This window comes from Streptomyces sp. NPDC050315 (assembly GCF_040655775.1).
In the GTDB taxonomy this organism is placed as follows: Bacteria; Actinomycetota; Actinomycetes; order Streptomycetales; family Streptomycetaceae; genus Streptomyces.
This window is the reverse complement of sequence record NZ_JBFAKN010000011.1, coordinates 54,678-73,805: the sequence shown is the minus strand read 5'-3', so window position 1 is coordinate 73,805 and position 19,128 is coordinate 54,678. Positions and strand designations below refer to the sequence as shown.

The window sequence follows — 19,128 nt, the reverse complement described above, 5'->3', positions numbered from 1 at the left end:
ATGTTCAGTACTGTTCTGGTCGCCAACCGCGGCGAGATCGCCGTCCGCGTCCTCCGCACCCTCCGCTCCCTGGGCATCCGCTCGGTCGCCGTCTTCAGCGACGCGGACGCCGACGCCCAGCACGTACGGGAGGCCGACACGGCCGTCCGTATCGGCCCGCCGGCCGCCGCCGACAGCTATCTGCGGATCGACGCGCTGCTGGACGCCGCCCGGCGCAGCGGCGCGGAGGCGATCCACCCCGGCTACGGCTTCCTCGCCGAGAACGCCGCCTTCGCGCGCGCGGTGACGGACGCGGGCCTGGTCTTCATCGGACCCTCCGCCGAGGCCATCGACCTGATGGGCGACAAGATCCGGGCGAAGGAGACGGTGCGGGCCGCGGGTGTGCCGGTCGTGCCGGGCTCGTCGGGCAGCGGCCTGAGCGACGCCGAACTGGCCGCAGCGGCACGGCAGATCGGCATGCCGGTGCTGCTGAAGCCGTCGGCGGGCGGCGGCGGCAAGGGCATGCGGCTCGTACGGGACGAGGCGCTGCTCGCGGACGAGATCGCGGCGGCGCGGCGCGAGGCCCGCGGCTCCTTCGGCGACGACACACTCCTGGTCGAGCGCTGGGTCGACCGTCCGCGGCACATCGAGATCCAGGTGCTCGCCGACGGCCACGGCAACGTCGTCCACCTCGGGGAGCGCGAGTGCTCCCTCCAGCGCCGCCACCAGAAGATCATCGAGGAGGCGCCGAGCGTCCTGCTGGACGAGGCGACGCGCGCGGCCATGGGTGCCGCCGCCGTGGAAGCGGCCCGCTCGTGCGGATACGTGGGCGCGGGCACGGTCGAGTTCATCGTCCCCGGCGACGACCCCGCCTCGTACTACTTCATGGAGATGAACACCCGCCTCCAGGTCGAGCACCCGGTCACCGAGCTCGTGACGGGCATCGACCTGGTCGAGTGGCAGCTGCGGGTCGCCGCGGGCGAGGAACTCCCGTACGTACAGGACGACATCACCCTCACCGGGCACGCGGTCGAGGCCCGCATCTGTGCGGAAGACCCCTCCCGCGGCTTCCTGCCGTCCGGCGGCACGGTCCTGGCGCTGCACGAGCCGCAGGGCGACGGCACACGGACCGACTCCGGCCTCTCCGAAGGCACCGAGGTCGGCTCGCTCTACGACCCGATGCTGTCGAAGGTCATCGCGTACGGGCCCGACCGGGCCACCGCGCTCCGCAAGCTGCGGGCCGCGCTCGCGGAAACGGTGATCCTCGGCGTGCCCACGAACACCGGCTTCCTGCGCCGGCTGCTGGCCCACCCGGCGGTCGTCGCGGGCGAGCTGGACACGGGCCTGGTGGAGCGCGAGGCGGACGGGCTGGTGAGCCAGGAGGTGCCCGAGGAGGTGTACGCGGCCGCCGCCGCGGTGCGCCGGGCCGCGCTGGAGCCGTCGGGCGGGGACTGGACCGATCCGTTCTCCGTCCCGGACGGCTGGCGGCTGGGCGGCGAGCCGACCCCACCCGCCTTCTGGCTGCGCGTGCCCGGCCACGACCCCGTACAAGTGTCCGGCAGCGGCCAGGTCACCGCCGACCGGGTGGCCGTCACCGTCGACGGCGTACGGCACACCTTCGTACGCGCCGGGGACTGGCTCGGCCGGGACGGCGACGCCTGGCACGTACGCGCTCACGACCCGGTCGAGGAGACCCTGCGGGGCGCGGCCGGTGCACACGGCGCCGACTCCCTCACCGCCCCCATGCCCGGCACGGTCACGGTCGTCAAGGCCGCGGTCGGCGACCACGTCACCGCGGGCCAGGGCCTGCTGGTGGTCGAGGCGATGAAGATGGAGCACGTCATCTCCGCGCCGCACGCGGGCACCGTCGCCGAACTCGACGTGACACCGGGCAGCACGGTCGCCATGGACCAGGTGCTGGCCGTGATCACCCCCGACGAGCCGGAGGACGACCAGCGATGACACCGGGACTGCCCATGTCCGTACCGGCCCCCGGCCTGCCGGCGCGGGTCCGCATCCACGAGGTCGGCGCGCGGGACGGGCTGCAGAACGAGCAGACCGTGATCCCGACCGAGGTCAAGGCGGAGTTCATCCGCCGCCTCGCGGACGCGGGGCTCGACACCATCGAGGCGACCAGCTTCGTACACCCCAAGTGGGTACCCCAACTGGCGGACGCGGAGCGGCTGTTCCCGCTGGTGAGCGATCTCGGTGCCCGGCTCCCGGTCCTCGTACCGAACGAGCGCGGCCTGGACCGGGCGCTGGCCCTGGGCGCCGACCGGATCGCGGTCTTCGGCAGCGCCACCGAGTCCTTCGCCCAGGCCAACCTCAACCGCACGGTCGACGCCGCACTGGCGATGTTCGCGCCGGTCGTCGCCCGCGCCAAGGACGCGGGCGCGCACGTCCGCGGCTACCTCTCCATGTGCTTCGGCGACCCCTGGGAGGGCCCGGTGCCCATCCCCCAGGTCGTACGGGTCTGCCGCGCGCTGCTGGACCAGGGCTGCGACGAGCTGAGCCTGGGCGACACGATCGGCGTCGCCACGCCCGGCCATGTCACCACCCTGCTCACGGCGCTGAACGAAGCGGGCGTCGGCACCGACGTGCTCGGCGTCCACTTCCACGACACCTACGGCCAGGCGCTGGCCAACACCCTGGCCGCGCTGCAGCACGGTGTCACCACCGTCGACGCGTCGGCGGGCGGGCTGGGCGGCTGCCCGTATGCCAAGAGCGCCACCGGCAACCTCGCCACCGAGGACCTCCTCTGGATGCTGCACGGCCTCGGTATCGAGACCGGGGTCGACCTCGGCCGCCTCACCGCCACAAGCGCGTGGATGGCCGAGCAGCTGGGCCGACCGAGCCCGTCCCGCACCGTACGAGCCCTCTCCCACAAGGAGTGACCCCCATGTCCCTGGACCACCGTCTCCCCTCCGAACTGGAGGAACTGCGCTCCACGGTCGAGGCGTTCGCGCACGACGTCGTCGCCCCGAAGATCGGCGAGTACTACGAGAGCCACCAGTTCCCGTACGACATCGTGCGCGAGATGGGCCGGATGGGCCTGTTCGGGCTGCCGTTCCCCGAGGAGTACGGCGGGATGGGCGGCGACTACCTGGCGCTCGGCATCGCCCTGGAGGAGCTGGCGCGGGTCGACTCCTCGGTGGCGATCACGCTGGAGGCCGGCGTCTCACTCGGCGCGATGCCGCTGTACCACTTCGGCACGGAGGAGCAGAAGCAGACCTGGCTGCCGAAGCTCTGCTCGGGCGAGATGCTGGGCGCGTTCGGGCTGACCGAGCCGGAGGCCGGCTCCGACGCGGGCGGTACGAAGACCACGGCCCGGCTCGACGCGGCGACCGACGAGTGGGTGATCAACGGCAGCAAGTGCTTCATCACCAACTCGGGCACGGACATCACGGGCCTGGTGACGGTCACGGCCGTCACCGGCCACAAGGAGGACGGCCGCCCGCTGATCTCCGCGATCATCGTGCCGTCCGGCACTCCCGGCTTCACGGTCGCGGCACCGTACTCCAAGGTCGGCTGGAACGCCTCGGACACCCGCGAGCTGTCCTTCACCGACGTCCGCGTCCCGGCGGCCAACCTGCTGGGCGAGGAGGGCCGCGGCTACGCCCAGTTCCTGCGCATCCTGGACGAGGGCCGGATCGCCATCGCGGCGCTGGCCACGGGCCTCGCGCAGGGCTGTGTGGACGAGTCGGTGAAGTACGCCAAGGAACGGAAGTCCTTCGGGAAGCCGATCGGGGAGAACCAGGCCATACAGTTCAAGCTCGCGGACATGGAGATGCGCGCCCACACCTCCCGGCTGGCCTGGCGCGACGCGGCCTCCCGCCTGGTGCACGGCGAGCGCTTCAAGAAGGAGGCCGCGCTGGCGAAGCTGTACTCCTCGGAGATCGCGGTCACCAACGCCCGCGAGGCCACCCAGATCCACGGCGGCTACGGCTTCATGAACGAGTACCCGGTCGCCCGTATGTGGCGCGACTCCAAGATTTTGGAGATCGGGGAGGGGACGAGTGAGGTGCAGCGGATGCTGATTGCTCGGGAGATGGGGCTGTGAGCTTCGGGGGGTGAGCTTCTGGGGTGTGACCCTCTGGTTGTGAGTCTCCGGGTGTGAGCCTCGGCCTTCACCTGGTTGTGAGCCTCGGCCTTCGCCTTGTTGTGAGCCTCGGCCTTCGCCCTGTGGACAACCGGGGTGCTGTCGGTGGGTGACGGTAGCGTTACTGGGAGTGCGGTGGAGGTGGGGGAGGGGCCTTGCCGCGGGGGCTCTCCCTTCGGGGAGAGGGAGGGGCCCTGCCCAGGAACGCGGGCGGGGCGCGGGAGAACCCGCCCCCGCCCCGCCTCGCTCCCCACCCCCCTGCCCGATATCGGGCAGATTTCTTGCGAAAGCGCGCCGGAGACCGCAGTATCGACGGGTGCTCGATCGCCGTCCGTCCCACGAGGACCTCGTAGAACACCTGGTACGCAGTACGCCGCTGCAGCGCGGCGAGGCCGTCCGGGTGATCCAGGACGTGCTCGCGTACTTCGATGAGACGGCCGAGACGTTCGTGCGCCGCAGACACCGCGAACTGCAGGCGCAGGGCCTGCGCAACGACGCCATCTTCGAGCGGATCGCCCACGAGCTGCCGCACCGCGCCGTGGCCCCGCCCGAGCTCTCGATACGCCAGTTGCGCCGCCTCGTCTACGGCTGAGACGCCGAGCACCTACGCACCGTCAATCCGAGAGGGTCAACCCACATGTGTGGAATCGTCGGTTATATCGGCAAACGCGATGTCGCGCCGCTGCTCCTCGAGGGCCTGCAGCGCCTGGAGTACCGCGGTTACGACTCCGCCGGCATCGCCATCCACGCCTCCGGCAAGACCGGCGGGCTGAAGACCGCCAAGGCCAAGGGCCGGGTCCGGGAGCTGGAGTCGCGCCTGCCGAAGCGTTTCGCCGGTACCACCGGCATCGCCCACACCCGCTGGGCCACCCACGGCGCGCCGAACGACGAGAACGCCCACCCGCACGTGGACGCCGAGGGCAAGGTCGCCGTCGTCCACAACGGCATCATCGACAACGCCGCCGAGCTGCGCGCGAAGCTGACCGCCGACGGCGTGGAGTTCGCCTCCGAGACCGACACCGAGGTCCTCGCGCACCTCATCGGCCGCTCCGAGGCCACCACGCTGGAGGAGAAGGTCCGCGAGGCGCTGCGGCACATCGAGGGCACGTACGGGATCGCCGTACTGCACTCCGACTTCGCCGACCGCATCGTGGTCGCGCGCAACGGCTCCCCGGTCGTGCTGGGCATCGGCGAGAAGGAGATGTTCGTCTCCTCCGACGTGGCCGCGCTGGTCTCGCACACCCGCCAGGTCGTCACCCTCGACGACGGCGAGATGGCCACACTGAAGGCCGACGACTACCGCACGTACACCACTGAGGGCTCGCGCACGACGTCCTCCCCGGAGACCGTCGAGTACGCCGCCGAGTCGTATGACATGGGCGCGCACGACACGTACATGCACAAGGAGATCTCCGAGCAGGCGGACGCGGTGGACCGCGCGCTGCGCGGGCGGATCGACGACCGCTTCTCCACCGTGCACCTGGGCGGCCTCAACCTGGACGCGCGCGAGGCACGCGGCGTCCGCCGGGTCAAGATCCTGGGCTGCGGCACCTCGTACCACGCGGGCCAGATCGGCGCGCAGATGATCGAGGAGCTGGCGCGCATTCCCTCGGACGCCGAGCCCGCCTCCGAATTCCGGTACCGCAACCCGGTCGTGGACCCCGACACCCTCTACGTCGCCGTCTCGCAGTCCGGTGAGACGTACGACGTACTCGCGGCCGTACAGGAGCTCAAGCGCAAGGGCGCGCGGGTGCTGGGCCTGGTGAACGTCGTCGGTTCGGCGATCGCGCGGGAGACCGACGGCGGCATCTACGTGCACGCGGGCCCGGAGGTCTGCGTGGTCTCCACCAAGTGCTTCACCAACATGGTGGTCTCCTTCGCGCTGCTCGCGCTGCACCTGGGCCGCATCCGGGACCTGTCCGTGGCGGACGGCAAGCGGATCATCGACGGCCTGCGCCGGCTGCCGGAGCAGATCACCGAGATCCTGGCCGGCGAAGCGGAGATCAAGAAGCTCGCCGAACTGTATGCGGATGCGAAGTCGATGATGTTCATCGGGCGGGTCCGCGGCTACCCGGTGGCGCGCGAGGCGTCCTTGAAGCTCAAGGAGGTCTCCTACATCCACGCCGAGGCGTACCCGGCCTCCGAGCTGAAGCACGGCCCGCTGGCGCTCATCGAGCCGGCGATGCCGACCGTGGCGATCGTCCCGGACGACGACCTGCTGGAGAAGAACCGCGCGGCGCTGGAGGAGATCAAGGCCCGCAGCGGCCGCATCCTCGCCGTCGCGCACGCGGAGCAGGAGAAGGCGGACCACACGATCGTGGTACCGAAGAACGAGCCCGAGCTCGACCCCATCCTCATGGGCATCCCGCTCCAACTCCTCGCGTACCACACGGCCCTGTCCCTCGGCCGCGACATCGACAAGCCCCGCAACCTGGCGAAGTCGGTGACGGTGGAGTAACCAAAAAGAGCGACCGGGCACCGCAACCATCAATTGAGGAACCACGACGGTGAGCACCCGGTCCGCGAGAGCGGCGGCGGTTTAGCCGCAAAAAAGAGGCGGGGCCTCGCGCGCGCCACCATACGTGCGAGGTCCCGCCTCCCGGTGCCGGCGTCGCCCTAACGCCGGCAGTGATGCCGCCTTCCCGGGAACCGTCACACCCGGGCGGCAGCACGTCGTGTGAAGGTTTGTACCCCTCACCAGCGCAGAACCCACCTCTACGAGTCAGTAGATTTGTCGACTACAAACGGAGTATGACGCTTCGTCACGTCGAGGTGACCTGATGCAGTAGACGTGCGGCTGAGGCCGAATACGTACGGAAGGGGAGAGCCGTACAGAAGAGGAGGGCAAGCCGGCCCTCAGGCGCCGGCCCTCACGGCACGACGATCACCGGTCGCTGCGCGCGCCGCGCCAGCCGCCCGGCGACCGAGCCGAAGATCCGTCCGACGATGCCGTGCGTGGAGCCGACCACGATCGCGTCGGCCGCGTACTCCCGGCCGACCTCCTCCAGTTCGTGGCAGATGTCGCCGCCCCGCTCGACCAGGATCCAGGAGAGCTCGGAGAGATGGTCGGCGCAGGCCAGCTCCAGCCCCAGGACCTCCGTGCGGTGATCGGGGACGTCGACGAAGACCGGCGGCTCGCAGCCCGCCCACACCGTCGTCGGGAGCCGGTTGGCGACATGCACGATGATCAGACCGGAGCCGGAGCGCCGGGCCATGCCGATGGCGTAGGCCAGGGCCCGTTCACTGGACACCGAGCCGTCGAAGCCCACCACCACACCGTGCTGGAAGGCGGGGTCGCAGGAGTGGCGTGACTGTTCCGCCGCTTCGAGGTCCGCCATCGGATCGGCGACCTGCTTGCGGTCCGCGGGTTCGGGGAATTCGTGACCGGCCATGAGTGTCTCGGCGAAGGGGAGCCCTCGTGCCCAGAGGCGGAGGGGAACGGCGATTGACTTGTTCGGGCAGTTGACTGAGCTGGGCGGAGAGCGGGGCGACGGCGATGGTTCAATGCCGAACAATACGGCCGGGAATCATCTTCCCAACCCCTTACCCCAAGAGTACGGCGCCACTCCTCCCCTGCCCAGGCCCTCCGTAAACGGCGGTTGTCCCTTTTGACCGGACAGCGCCCCCGAACGTTCCCCGGAGCATGCCGGAGCGTCGCGCCGTTGGCAATGGCCCGCCGCCCTTACATACGGACGCCCCGGATCCGATACGGACTCCTCTGTTCCGGTACCGCCGCCTCTGCTCCGTCCGTACCCCTCGCGGTGACTCCCCGTGGCCGGCCGCGTTGTTCCAGTGGTCCGCGCGGTCGGCGTGGAGCACTCGGAAGGAGACCCCCTTGCCCGGTACGCCGCACCCGCCGACGGACCCTGTGAGCGACGTGGTCCGCTGGGGCGCGTTCAGCTGCGCGCTGGTTCCGCTTGTCCTCCTTGTGTGCGGCTCGTCGCCCGTCGGCGCCATCGGCACCGCCCTCGGCCTCGCGGCGGTCACGTGCGCCTGCCGGGCGCTGCTGCGGCAGTCCGAGCGGACCGCCGCCCGGCTGGCCGTCGAGCGGGCTTCCGTGCACCGCGGACGGCACGGCAGAACGGGCCTGGGGGCGCACCGGGGCGGACGTCATGGAGGGGGGCGCACGCCGGGGGATTGAGGCGCTTCCGCGCGACTCCGGCGGTGCTCGCACGAGTGCCCGCGAACCTTTTCAGCCAAGTTCGACCCCCGGCACATCCCTTGGCAAAAGCGACCCGCAACCGGCCTTTGAACAGGCCGGAAAGGACCGCGCGGCGTGGCTGTGCCCTACGACGGAGGCGCAGGGACGGGACGCGTACTTCCCACCGGGGCCCACGAGTGGAACGCTTCGTGATCGAATGCTTCGCGCCAAGTTGCCATATCGACTTACCAGCAGGTGGTGAACTTGGCACTCCATCCTCACGGGACACAGTAGATTCGATCTTGGCAATCACGGCGGGGGAACAGTGCAGGACCGAGAGGGCGAGACGACCGAGGGGGGCTTAGTGCCATGAGCCAGGACTCCGCTGCCGTACCAGATGCCGCACGCAAGCTCGCCGCCCGACGACGCCGCGAAGTAGTCGCGGTGCTCCTCTTCAGTGGCGGCCCCATTTTCGAGAGCTCCATTCCGCTCTCGGTATTTGGCATCGACCGCCAGGACGCGGGCGTGCCGAGGTACCGGTTGCTTGTGTGCGCGGGCGAAGATGCGCCTTTGCGCACGACTGGCGGACTGGAGCTTTCCGCTCCATACGGCCTGGAAGCGATCTCCCGGGCAGGTACCGTCGTGGTACCGGCCTGGCGTTCGATCACCCAGGCGCCACCACCTGCCGCGCTGGACGCACTCCGGCGCGCGCATGAAGAAGGGGCCCGCATCGTCGGGCTCTGCACGGGCGCGTTCGTGCTGGCGGCCGCAGGGCTGCTGGACGGCCGACCGGCGACCACACACTGGATGTACGCACCGACGCTCGCGAAGCGTTACCCGTCCGTCCATGTCGATCCACGCGAACTGTTCGTCGACGACGGCGATGTGCTGACGTCGGCGGGCACGGCTGCGGGCATCGACCTGTGCCTCCACATCGTGCGGACCGACCACGGCGCCGACGCGGCCAACGCGCTCGCCCGCCGCCTGGTCGTACCGCCCCGGCGCACCGCGTCGGAGTTGGGGCACCAGCGCTATCTCGACAGGTCATTACCAGAGGAGATCGGTGCCGACCCGCTGGCCGAGGTCGTCGCCTGGGCGCTGGAGCATCTCCACGAGCAGTTCGACGTGGAGACGCTCGCCGCGCGCGCTTACATGAGCCGCCGGACGTTCGACCGCCGGTTCCGCTCACTCACTGGGAGCGCTCCCCTGCAGTGGCTGATCACTCAGCGCGTACTGCAGGCTCAGCGGCTGCTGGAGACGTCGGACTACTCGGTGGACGAGGTGGCGGGCCGCTGCGGCTTCCGCTCCCCCGTCGCGCTGCGTGGTCATTTCCGGCGGCAGCTGGGGTCCTCCCCGGCGGCCTACCGGGCGGCCTACCGCGCCCGGCGGCCACAGAACGGCACCGGGGAGCCACCAGGGCCCGCGGTCCGTCCGTCCGAACGGCCGGAGCGCCTGGACCGCACGGGAACCCCGGCGGCCGAGCGCTTCGGGGCCCACGCCCCGGTACCGGGTCAGGGCGCTCCGTTCGGTGCGCACGAACCGGGCAAACCGGAGTCGGACGCGTATGCGTCCCGGCTCGGTGAGCCCGCCGTCGGCCGCTCCACCGGACGCCCGGTGCTGCCCAGCCAGCGGGAGCGCCCCGTAGGGTGAGACGCATGAACGATCGCATGGTGTGGATCGACTGCGAGATGACGGGGCTCTCGCTGGCGAACGACGCGCTCATCGAGGTGGCCGCACTGGTCACCGACTCGGAGCTGAACATCCTCGGCGAGGGGGTGGACATCGTCATCCGTCCCCCCGCCGAGGCCCTGGAGACCATGCCCGAGGTGGTGCGTGAGATGCACACCGCCTCGGGTCTGCTGGCGGAGCTGGACGGCGGGACGACCCTCGCCGACGCCGAGCGGCAGGTCATGGACTACATCAAGAGTCATGTACCGGAGCCGGGCAAGGCCCCGCTGTGCGGCAACTCCGTCGGCACCGACCGCGGCTTCCTGCTGCGCGACATGCCGGAGCTGGAGGACTATCTCCACTACCGGATCGTCGATGTCTCGTCGGTCAAGGAGCTGGCGCGGCGCTGGTACCCGAGGGCGTACTTCAACAGCCCGGAGAAGAACGGGAACCACCGGGCGCTCGCGGACATCCGTGAGTCGATCGCGGAGTTGCGGTACTACCGGGAGGCGGTCTTCGTGCCGCAGCCGGGGCCCGACTCCGACACCGCGAAGGCGATCGCGGCCAAGCACGTCCTGCCTGCGGAACAGCAGCCGGCAGGAGAGTGACGCAGCTCGCTCCCGGCTCGGGGGAAAGCCGGGAGCGAGCACCCCTTCGGACCCTGTACACTTTTCTTCAGCCGGTGGGGAACAAGACACCACACAGCACCGGTCATGGTGGGTATAGCTCAGCTGGTAGAGCACCTGGTTGTGGTCCAGGATGTCGCGGGTTCAAGTCCCGTTACTCACCCCAACGATGAAGGCCCGGTCCGCGAAAGCGGACCGGGCCTTCATCGTGTCCGGTGTGAGGGCGCGGGCTCTCAGTAGCCGACGGTGAAGCGCTCGCCGATGTGGCGGGGCTGCTCGGCCTCGTCGAGGAGGGCGGCCGCGTAGTCCTCGGTGGATATCCGGCTGCTGCCGTCCGCCGCGGCGACCAGGTCGTCGGAGGCGGTGCGGTAGCTGCCCGTACGGGTGCCGGGCTCGATCAGGGCCGCCGGGCTGAGGCTGGTCCAGCGCACGTCTGTGATGGTGCGCAAGTACTCCAGCGCGTCGCCGTGCGCGTGCATGATCTGCAGCAGGAACTCCGGCAGCCCCTCCGCGTCCCAGACCTGCTTGCCGTCGGGGGTACGGAGCGACCCCGCGCCGCCGACCGCGATCAGCCGCGGCGCTCCGTCACCCAGCTTCCGCAGGCCGGCCACCAGCGACTCGGCCGAGGGCTTGATCGTGGCGAGGTGGCCGGGTCCATCGCCACCGCCGACCGCGCTGATCAGTACGTCCTGGCCTTCGGCGGCCGCGGCCACGGCGGCCGGGTCCAGGACGTCTCCGGTGGTCACGGTGAGCTTCGGGTGGGTCTTGGTGATCTTCGCGGGGTCGCGGACCACCGCGGTGACCTCGTGGCCGCGCGCCAGGGCCTCGTCGAGGACGCGGCTGCCGATGGTGCCGTTGGCGCCGAACAGGGCGATCTTGGACATGGGTACTCCAGGTGAGGGGTTCGGTGAGGGGTTTCCGGTTTCCGTCAACCTTCGCGGTGACGTCTTCTACGCTAGGGGTGGTATCCAGGCATTCCGGGGTATGAGCACGACTAGCGATGGTGAAAAAGCGACATGCAGGGCAGTGAGCGTGCGGAGAGCATTCCGGAGGTGGCGTTCTCGGCGCCTGCCGGGCGGCCCGCGGGCGTGGAGGTCATGACGCTCGCCGAGCTGCGCGCGCGGGCCGACGCCTGCGCGCTGGCCGTCCCGCACCGCCCCGGCTTCCACCACCTCCTCTCGCTGGACGCGGGCCGGCTCTCCCACACCGTCGACTTCCGCCGGTACGACGTGGCGCCGGGCGACTGGCTGTGGGTACGGCCCGGTCAGGTGCAGCACTTCGGGGACCTGGCGGAGGCGGAGGGCGTCCTCGTGCTCTTCGAGTCCGGCTTCCTCGACCCGGCGACGGCCACCGCGGCCCGCCTGGAGGACTGGTACGGCCCGGCCGTACGGCATCCGGAGGACGCGGCAGGGGAAGCCGCGCGGGCGGCGCTGGACCATCTGTACCGCGAGTTCGGCGCGCTGTGCGGGCTGCCGCTGGAGGCGCACCTGGAGGTGCTGCGGCATCTGCTGTCGGTACTGGTGCTGCGCGCCGCACATTTGGTGCGGGATGCGGCGGAGTACGCCGGTGACTGTGCGGCGACGACGACGTTCCTGCGCTTCCGGGACGCCGTCGAGCGGGACTTCGCGGTCAGCCGCCGGGTCGCCGACTACGCCCGGGCGCTGGGCTATTCGCCGCGTACGCTCTCCCGCGCCACGGAGGCCGCCGCCGGGGTCGGCGCGAAGGAGTTCATCGACCGCAGGGTGGTGCTGGAGGCCAAGCGGCTGCTCGCGCACGGCGATCTGCCGGCCGCCCGGGTCGCCCGCCGCCTCGGCTTCGAGGACGCGACGAACTTCAGCAAGTACTTCCTGCACCGCGCGGGCGTCACGCCGATCGCCTTCCGGGAGAGTGTGCGCGGCGGGGCGTGACGGCCTGTCAGGTCGCGGCCGTCAGGAGGACTCGCGTACGACCAGTTCCGTCGGCAGGACCAGTTGGGGGCGTTCGCGGGAGCGTTCGGCGATTTCTTCGATCAGGACGCGGGCCATTGCCCGGCCCATTTCCTCGATCGGCTGGCGCACGCTGCTCAGGGGCGGGTCCAGGTGGCGGGCGACGGCCGAGTCGTCGAAGCCGACCAGCGCCACGTCCTCCGGGACCCGGCGGCCGCGTTCTCTCAGTACTGTCAGCGCTCCGGCCGCCATCACGTCCGAGGCCGCGAAGACCGCGTCCACGTCCGGGCGGCGGTCCAGCAGCGCGGCCATCGCCCGCCGTCCGCCGTCCTCGGTGAAGTCCGCCGGGACGATCAGTGCCTCGTCCGGGTCGTACCCGGTGTCCTCCAGCGCCTGCCGGTAACCGTCCAGGCGGCACTGCGCCGCGTACATGTCCGGCGGCCCGGCGATCGTGGCGATCGTCCGCCGGCCGCGCTCCAGGAGGTGCCGGGCGGCGGCCCGGGCCCCGCCGGTGTTGTCGGAGTCGACGTACGGCACGGTCTCGCGGGCGGAGCGGCGGCCGCTGAGCACGGCGGGCAGCTCCAGCCGGGACAGCAGGTCGGGCAGCGGGTCGTCCACGTGCACGGAGACCAGCAGCACGCCGTCCACACGGTGCGCGGCGAGGTACTGGCCCAGCCGCTCCCGCTCCTTGGGCGTGCGGACGAGGATCAGCAGCAGCTGGAGGTCGGTGTCGGCGAGCCCGGCGCCGACCCCGCGGATGATCCCGGAGAAGTACGGCTCGGCGAACAGCCGGGTCTCCGGCTCCGGGATCACGAGCGCGACGGCGTCGGTGCGGTCGGCGGCCAGCGCGCGGGCCGCGCCGTGCGGTACGTACTGCAGCTCGGCGATGGCCCGCTCGACGGCGGCGCGCGTGCGGGGGCTCACCCGGGGCGAGCCGTTGACGACCCGGGAGACGGTGCCCCGGCCGACGCCGGCCCGCGCCGCCACCTCCTCGAGCGTGGGGCGTCCGCCGCGCCGACCACCGCGCCCTGCCGCTGCCATGGCTGCCTCCGGACTCCCGGCCGTACCTCCCGGCCGTGAATGTATGCGGCCATTACACAGCGGAACGCGGCGGAACGGCGGAAAGCGGCGCCAGATCGGTGCGGTGCGGAACAAACGGAAGCGCGGGGCGCAGCGGCTGTGGGGGTGGGGGTCCGCTGCGCCCCGCCGTTGGGGGGTGGTCCGGGTCGGTTCTGGTACCGGGGCGGGTCAGCCCTGGTAGGCGCCGAGGGCCTTGGTGAAGTCCAGTGGCTGCTGATCGATGGAGCTGCAGGTCGGCTGGGCGGTGCCGGAGGAGCCGCCGTCGCACGCCTTGTCGCGGGTGGCGGACCACATCGACAGCCAGCCGAGGTGCTTGGTGGCGGCGAAGTCCGCGAGCTCCTTGGCGTCGGCCTGCGTGAAGATCTCGGTCGCCACGTCGTTGACGCCGATCATCGGGGTCACGGCGACCGTCTTCCAGGCGTCCGTTTCGCTCAGCCCGAGGGCGTCCTTCACCTGCTTCTGGGTGGCGGTGGCGGCCTGGATCGCGTACTTCCCCATGTCGCCGTCGTACGAGGCCCCGTAGTCCATCGCCATGATGTTGACGGCGGAGATCTTCACCCCGTTCTTCTTGGCGTCGGCAAGGAGGCCCACGCCGTCCTGGGTCAGCCCCTCGGGCATGACGGGCAGGGTGAAGGAGACCTCCAGGTCCGGGTGGTCCTTCTGGAGCTGCGCGATGGCCTGCGCGCGGCGGGTGTTGGCCTCCGTGTTGGGCAGCGCGCCGCCCTCGATGTCGAAGTCGGCCTTCTTCAGGTCGTACGCGTCGACGACCTTGCCGTACGCGGCGGCCAGTTCGTCCGCCGAGCCGCAGGCGAGCCCGAGCTCGGAGCCGGCCGCGCCGCCGAACGAGACGCGTACGTCGCCGCCTTCGGCGCGCAGCTTCGGTATCTGCTGCGCGACCGGGTCGCCGTCCAGCGCGCCGCTGCCGCCCCACTTGGGGTCGCAGCCGCCGCCGGAGGTGATGAAGGCGAGGTTGAAGGTCTTCACTCCGGTCTTCTTGGCCGTGTCCAGCAGGTCGTACGCGGGGCTGAGCGAGGTGTCGACGTACGGGGCGAACGCGCCGCCCGCAGCGGCCCGTTCGGCCGGCGTGGCCTTGCTCGCCTGTGCCGCGCCGGCGACGGCGAACGCGCCGCCCACGGCGAGCGCCGCGGCGGCGCCCGCGCCGATCAGCTTGGCCGTGCAGCTCGTACGGCGGCGGTGTGCCGGAGAAGTCATCTGGTGCCTGCCTGTCGTGTCGTGGGGGGTGACGCCCCGCACGCTAGCGAGCGGAAAACGGACAATCGGCAGGTTCCGTGCGCCGGGCAGCGGACTTATGGACCGCTTAAGGAACGGAAAGGGAGGGGTTAAGCGGCGGCGTTCAGCGCGGCCGGGGAACGCGCGCTCCGAGGGCCCGCCGGCGGAGCCGGCCCAGGCGGCGGGCCCGGTGGCGGCGCCCGGACGGGCCCCGGCCACGCCGGTCGTGCAGGGCGAGCCAGATGCGTACCTCGGTACCGCCCAGGACCGAGCGGCCGATCCGTACGTCGCCGCCGGTGGACTCCGCGAGACGGCGGGCGATGTCCAGGCCCAGCCCGGTCGAGCCGTCGCCGCCGTGGCCGTGGCCGCGCCGGAGCGCGGCGGCCGGGTCGGCGATGCCGGGGCCCGCGTCCGACACCAGCACGATCACCGCGTCCTCGGCGTGGTGCACGTCCACGGCGAACGCGGTGCCTTCGGGGGTGTGCCGGAAGACGTTGCCGAGGAGCGCGTCCAGCGCGGCGGCCAGCTCGGGGCGCGCGACGGGAACGCGTACGGGACGGTCCGCGCCCGCCACTCGTACCGTGCGCCCCTCGTCCTCCGCGAGCGCCGACCAGAAGCCCATCCGCTCCCGGATCACCTCGGCCGCGTCGCACCCGGCCGCCGCCACCTGCTGGGTCAGCGCCTGCTGCTCGCGCGCGGTACGGATGATCCGGTCCACCTCGCGCTCCAGCTGAGCGACGGCGGTACGGGTGTGCTCGGCGGCCGGGCCGTCGCCGAGCGACGCCGCGTTCAGGCGCAGCACGGTCAGCGGCGTACGGAGGCGGTGGCTGAGGTCGGCGGCCAGCTCGCGCTCATTGGCGAGCAGCTGGACGACCTGGTCGGCCATGGAGTTGAAGGCGACGGCCGCCGAGCGCAGCTCCTTGGGGCCGTCCTCCAGGACCCGTACGCCCAGCTTGCCGTCCCCCAGGTCGTGCGCCGCGCCCGCGAGCCGCTCGGCGGGCCGCACCATCCGGGTACCGAGCCGGTCGGCGACCGCCACCGAGCCGACGATCAGCGCGAGGCCGACGCCGGCGAGCAGCACCCAGGAGGTCGTGACGCCGTTGGTGACCGCCGCCTCCGGGACGAAGACCTCGACCACGGCGGTGCCGGAGGCGACCGCGGTGGGCTGGAGCAGCGAGGAGCCGCCGCGGACGGTGGCGACGGAAGCGCGGCCGTACCGTGCGGCGCGGGCCACCTCGGCGGCCTTCGCCCGGCCCGCGCCGATCACCGCGGGCGCGCCGCCCCGGCCCCTCGGCGGTACGTGGACGCCGAGCTGGCCGCCGGGCCCGGTCTCGGCGCTGGCGACCGCGCGGGTCAGCGCGGCACGGTCGGTGGTGATGGCGAGTACCGGACCGATCGCGGCGGCCTGCCGCTCGGCGTTGGCGAACGCGCGGTCCCGGGCCAGCTCCTTGACGACCATGCCGAGCGGGACGGCGAACGCGATCACCACCATGGCCGTGACCGCGAGCGCGACCTTGACCAGCGCCCATCTCACGGCCGGGGCCCGGCCTGCGGCGGCACTTCCTGTGGCGGCTCCAGCTTCACGCCGACGCCGCGCAGGGTGTGCAGGTAGCGGGGGCTGGCGGCGGTCTCGCCGAGCTTGCGGCGCAGCCAGGACAGGTGGACGTCGATGGTCTGGTCGTCGCCGTAGGACTGCTGCCACACCTCGGCGAGCAGCTCCTTACGGGCCACGACCACGCCGGGGCGCCCGGCCAGGAAGGCCAGCAGGTCGAACTCGCGGCGGGTCAGGTCCAGTGGCGCGCCGTCCAGGGCGGCCTGTCGGCGCAGCGGGTCGACGGTCAGGCCGCCGACCCGGAGCACCTGGGAGGGCGGCGGCCCGCCGGACCCGTGGGCGCGGCGCAGTACGGCGGCCATCCGGGCGGACAGGTGTTCCACGGAGAACGGCTTCGTGAGGTAGTCGTCGGCGCCGTCGTTGAGCAATCGAACGATCTCCGCCTCGTCGTCGCGCGCTGTGGCAACGATCACGGGGACATCGGTGATGCCGCGCAGCATCTTCAGCGCCTCGCGGCCGTCCAGGTCGGGCAGCCCGAGGTCCAGGACGACCACGTCGAAGCCGACCTGGGCCACCTCGCGCAGCGCCTCCAGGGCGGTGCCGACGCTGCGCACGGTGTGTGCGGCGTCGGACAGATGCCGGATGAGAGCCGAGCGGACGAACTGGTCGTCCTCGACCACGAGCACACGAGCCATGGGCGGCACCGTACGCCATTCGGGTGCGGTTCTTGACCGGCCATTGACGATCGTCGTCCGTTTCGCAAGGCCCCGTCGTCGGTTTCGCACGGCCCCGCGGCGGAGCGTCGTGCGCGGCGCCCGGAGTGGTGCAGTATGAACCGGGTGCTACGAGGACTGATTCATGCGGGCGCCTGGACGCTGGCGACGGGCGCCGCGGTCACGCTGTCGTGGTTCGGCGTGCACACGGTGGTCTCCGGTACGGCGTACGACCCGCCGCGCGCGCTCCCGATCTCCGACAACGCGCCCGGCGCGCAGCCCGATTCCGCGAGCGGCGCCGCACCCCGCGCGTCCTCCACCCACCGCCCCAAGCCCTCCCCCTCCCCGAGTGCGAGCACCGACCGGCCCTCGGAGAAGCCCTCCTCGCCGCCACCCAGCCCGGCGCCGGACCGCTCCTCCACGGCCCCCGGCTCCGCCGCGCCGAGCACGGTCAGGGGCTACCGCACCGACGGCGGCCGGGTCGTCCTGGACCTGCGCGAGACGCACGCCGAGCTGGTGTCGGCCACGCCGGGGCCCGGCTGGCAGATGCAGGTCTGGAAGCAGGACGGCTGGCTCCGCGTCGACTTCACCCGCGGCCCCGACCGCACCTCGGTGATCTCCACCTGGAACGGCCACCCGCCGACGGTCACGACGGACAACCACGCGCAGTAGTCCGCAGCGGGCTTCGAGGCGCAGCCTCAGCAGCCTCAGTCGAAGGTGCCGGGCGGCGGCGCGGGCGAGGCGACCGCGGTGGCGTCCGTGACCGGCGCCGCGCCGCCCGCGAAGTCCCGCAGCGCGCGCCCGTGTTCGACGCGGCCGGTCTCCGGGTCGGTCGCGGCCCGCCGGGTCAGCTCGGCGACCGGCAGCGGCCCGTCGGCGGCGAGCAGTACGGCGTTCCCGAAGCGCTTGCCGCGCAGCACCGGGGGCGCGGCGGTCAGGCACAGCTCGCCGAAGACCGCGCCCACGGTGGCGATCTGCGCGCGTACGAAGGCCAGCGGCGGGCCGTCCGCGAGGTTGGCCGCGTACCAGCCGCCGGGCGCCAGCGCCCGCGCCGCCTCGGTGACGAACTCGGTACTGGTCAGATGCGCGGGTGTACGGGCGCCGCTGAAGACGTCCGCGATGATCAGGTCGGCCCAGCCGTCCGGGACCTTGGCGAGTCCGGCGCGGGCGTCCCCGCCGCGTACCTTGACGCGCGCCCCGCTCTCCAGGGGCAGCTGTTCGCGGACGAACTGCACGAGCGGCGCGTCGATCTCCACGACCTGCTGGGTGGAGCGGGGGCGGGTCGTCGCGACGTAACGCGCCAGGGTGAGCGCGCCGCCTCCGAGGTGCAGCACGCGCAGCGGCTTGCCGGGCGGGGCCGCGAGGTCGGCGATGTGACCGAGGCGGCGCTGGTAGGAGAAGTCGAGGTACGCCGGGTCGTCGAGGTCCACGAAGGACTGCGGGGCGTCGTCGATCAGCAGCGTCCAGCCGCGCGGCCGGTCCCGGTCGGGCCGCAGCTCGGCGCGGCCGCCGGTCACCTCCGCCGTCACCGGCTCCCGCGCCGCACGCGCCCGCCTGTTCTTCGCCATCCGGCCAGTATCCCCGACGGGGCCTGACCGGCCGCGGGCCGCCTGCGGGCCACCAGGGGAGGCCCGCAGAGAGGCCGCAGAGAGGCCACAGGGGGGAAGCCGCAGGGACGCCGCTCAGCAGCAGCGGTCGACGGCCTCGATCGTGCGGGCCGCCTCGCCGAGCGCGGCGCGCAGCACCGCGGGGTCGGTCGCCGCGGCGAACGCGCCCTCCGGGGGGACCAGCCAGCCCGTGCCGGCGACCGGCGGCTCGGCCGCGCCCCGCACGCCGCTCCCCCGCCCGCCGCCGTACGTCTGCGTACAGGCGCTGCCGGGCAGGTCCCAGCCGTCGGCCGTGCCCGGCGGCACCAGGAAGCCGAGGGTGTCGCACGCGCCGTCGTGCAGGACCGGACCGACGCCATCGCGCAGCCGGAGGATGTCCACCGCCTCCAGACCCTGCCGCGCCGGCACCGTGACCAGGTCGAGGTCGCGGGGCGGCTCGGCGGTCCCGGTGACGGCTGCCCCTGCACCGCCCGGCACACCCGAAGCGGTCTCGACGACACCCTTGCCC

General features: G+C 72.1%; 17 protein-coding genes, 1 tRNA gene and 1 pseudogene. 11 read left to right on the top strand and 8 right to left on the bottom strand.

What is annotated here, in order from left to right; translation table 11 throughout:
* The 5 genes from AB0I82_RS32670 to glmS all read left to right on the top strand — a co-directional run bounded on the left by AB0I82_RS32670 (position 1) and on the right by glmS (position 6,536).
* Positions 1–1,941, top strand: coding sequence for an acetyl-CoA carboxylase biotin carboxylase subunit (locus AB0I82_RS32670; protein WP_363261073.1), 1,941 nt, complete (start codon positions 1–3; stop codon positions 1,939–1,941).
* Positions 1,938–2,873, top strand: a complete 936-nt coding sequence (locus AB0I82_RS32665; protein WP_363261072.1) for a hydroxymethylglutaryl-CoA lyase — start codon at positions 1,938–1,940, stop codon at positions 2,871–2,873. The genes AB0I82_RS32670 and AB0I82_RS32665 overlap by 4 nt, the downstream gene beginning before the upstream one ends.
* A 5-nt stretch (positions 2,874–2,878) precedes the next feature.
* Complete coding sequence (locus AB0I82_RS32660) at positions 2,879–4,039, top strand: acyl-CoA dehydrogenase family protein (protein WP_363261071.1); 1,161 nt, start codon at positions 2,879–2,881, stop codon at positions 4,037–4,039.
* 355 nt (positions 4,040–4,394) lie between these two features.
* Positions 4,395–4,670, top strand: coding sequence for a hypothetical protein (locus tag AB0I82_RS32655; RefSeq protein WP_030250040.1), 276 nt, complete (start codon positions 4,395–4,397; stop codon positions 4,668–4,670).
* A 45-nt stretch (positions 4,671–4,715) separates the two neighbouring features.
* Positions 4,716–6,536: a glutamine--fructose-6-phosphate transaminase (isomerizing) gene (gene glmS, locus AB0I82_RS32650; RefSeq protein WP_363261069.1), complete on the top strand. Its 1,821-nt coding sequence runs from the start codon at positions 4,716–4,718 to the stop codon at positions 6,534–6,536.
* A gap of 412 nt (positions 6,537–6,948) precedes the next feature.
* Here the strand turns inward: glmS and AB0I82_RS32645 are convergent, their stop codons facing one another.
* Positions 6,949–7,470, bottom strand: a complete 522-nt coding sequence (locus AB0I82_RS32645; RefSeq protein ID WP_030250046.1) for a universal stress protein — start codon at positions 7,468–7,470, stop codon at positions 6,949–6,951.
* Positions 7,471–7,913: 443 nt separating this feature from the next.
* Between AB0I82_RS32645 and AB0I82_RS32640 the strand changes: the two genes are divergently transcribed.
* From AB0I82_RS32640 to AB0I82_RS32625, 4 genes are all read left to right on the top strand, one after another.
* Positions 7,914–8,219: a hypothetical protein gene (locus AB0I82_RS32640; protein ID WP_363261068.1), complete on the top strand. Its 306-nt coding sequence runs from the start codon at positions 7,914–7,916 to the stop codon at positions 8,217–8,219.
* Between the two features lie 369 nt (positions 8,220–8,588).
* Positions 8,589–9,869, top strand: coding sequence for a helix-turn-helix domain-containing protein (locus tag AB0I82_RS32635; RefSeq protein WP_363261067.1), 1,281 nt, complete (start codon positions 8,589–8,591; stop codon positions 9,867–9,869).
* A 5-nt stretch (positions 9,870–9,874) separates the two neighbouring features.
* Complete coding sequence (orn, locus tag AB0I82_RS32630) at positions 9,875–10,495, top strand: oligoribonuclease (protein ID WP_363261066.1); 621 nt, start codon at positions 9,875–9,877, stop codon at positions 10,493–10,495.
* Positions 10,496–10,603: 108 nt separating this feature from the next.
* Positions 10,604–10,679 (top strand) — tRNA-His (locus AB0I82_RS32625).
* A 67-nt stretch (positions 10,680–10,746) separates the two neighbouring features.
* Here AB0I82_RS32625 and AB0I82_RS32620 read toward each other — a convergent pair.
* The gene (locus tag AB0I82_RS32620; RefSeq protein ID WP_363261065.1) at positions 10,747–11,397 is read right to left on the bottom strand and encodes an NAD(P)H-binding protein; all 651 of its coding nucleotides are present in this window, start codon (positions 11,395–11,397) and stop codon (positions 10,747–10,749) included.
* Positions 11,398–11,529: 132 nt separating this feature from the next.
* Here AB0I82_RS32620 and AB0I82_RS32615 point away from each other — a divergent pair, with 132 nt between their 5' ends.
* Positions 11,530–12,420, top strand: a complete 891-nt coding sequence (locus AB0I82_RS32615) for an AraC family transcriptional regulator (protein WP_363261063.1) — start codon at positions 11,530–11,532, stop codon at positions 12,418–12,420.
* A 21-nt stretch (positions 12,421–12,441) separates the two neighbouring features.
* On the opposite strand, the gene AB0I82_RS32610 is transcribed toward AB0I82_RS32615, so the two are convergent.
* From AB0I82_RS32610 to AB0I82_RS32595, 4 genes and pseudogenes are all read right to left on the bottom strand, one after another.
* Entirely contained in the window at positions 12,442–13,479 is a 1,038-nt protein-coding gene (locus AB0I82_RS32610; protein ID WP_363261062.1) for a LacI family DNA-binding transcriptional regulator, read from the bottom strand.
* Positions 13,480–13,686: 207 nt separating this feature from the next.
* A pseudogene (locus AB0I82_RS32605) lies at positions 13,687–14,586 on the bottom strand (chitinase); the annotation flags it as partial.
* Between the two features lie 286 nt (positions 14,587–14,872).
* Positions 14,873–16,282: a HAMP domain-containing sensor histidine kinase gene (locus tag AB0I82_RS32600; RefSeq protein ID WP_363261061.1), complete on the bottom strand. Its 1,410-nt coding sequence runs from the start codon at positions 16,280–16,282 to the stop codon at positions 14,873–14,875.
* A complete protein-coding gene (locus tag AB0I82_RS32595; RefSeq protein ID WP_363261060.1) occupies positions 16,279–16,995 on the bottom strand; it encodes a response regulator transcription factor in 717 nt (238 codons plus the stop codon). The genes AB0I82_RS32600 and AB0I82_RS32595 overlap by 4 nt, the downstream gene beginning before the upstream one ends.
* Positions 16,996–17,130: 135 nt before the next feature.
* Between AB0I82_RS32595 and AB0I82_RS32590 the strand changes: the two genes are divergently transcribed.
* Positions 17,131–17,685, top strand: coding sequence for a hypothetical protein (locus AB0I82_RS32590; protein ID WP_363261059.1), 555 nt, complete (start codon positions 17,131–17,133; stop codon positions 17,683–17,685).
* A gap of 35 nt (positions 17,686–17,720) precedes the next feature.
* Here AB0I82_RS32590 and AB0I82_RS32585 read toward each other — a convergent pair whose 3' ends face one another.
* Positions 17,721–18,581 carry a fused MFS/spermidine synthase gene (locus tag AB0I82_RS32585; RefSeq protein WP_363261058.1) on the bottom strand — a complete coding sequence of 287 codons (861 nt, stop codon included), beginning with the start codon at positions 18,579–18,581 and terminating at the stop codon, positions 17,721–17,723.
* 114 nt (positions 18,582–18,695) lie between these two features.
* Complete coding sequence (locus tag AB0I82_RS32580; protein WP_363261167.1) at positions 18,696–19,097, bottom strand: hypothetical protein; 402 nt, start codon at positions 19,095–19,097, stop codon at positions 18,696–18,698.
* Between the last annotated feature and the right edge of the window lie 31 nt (positions 19,098–19,128).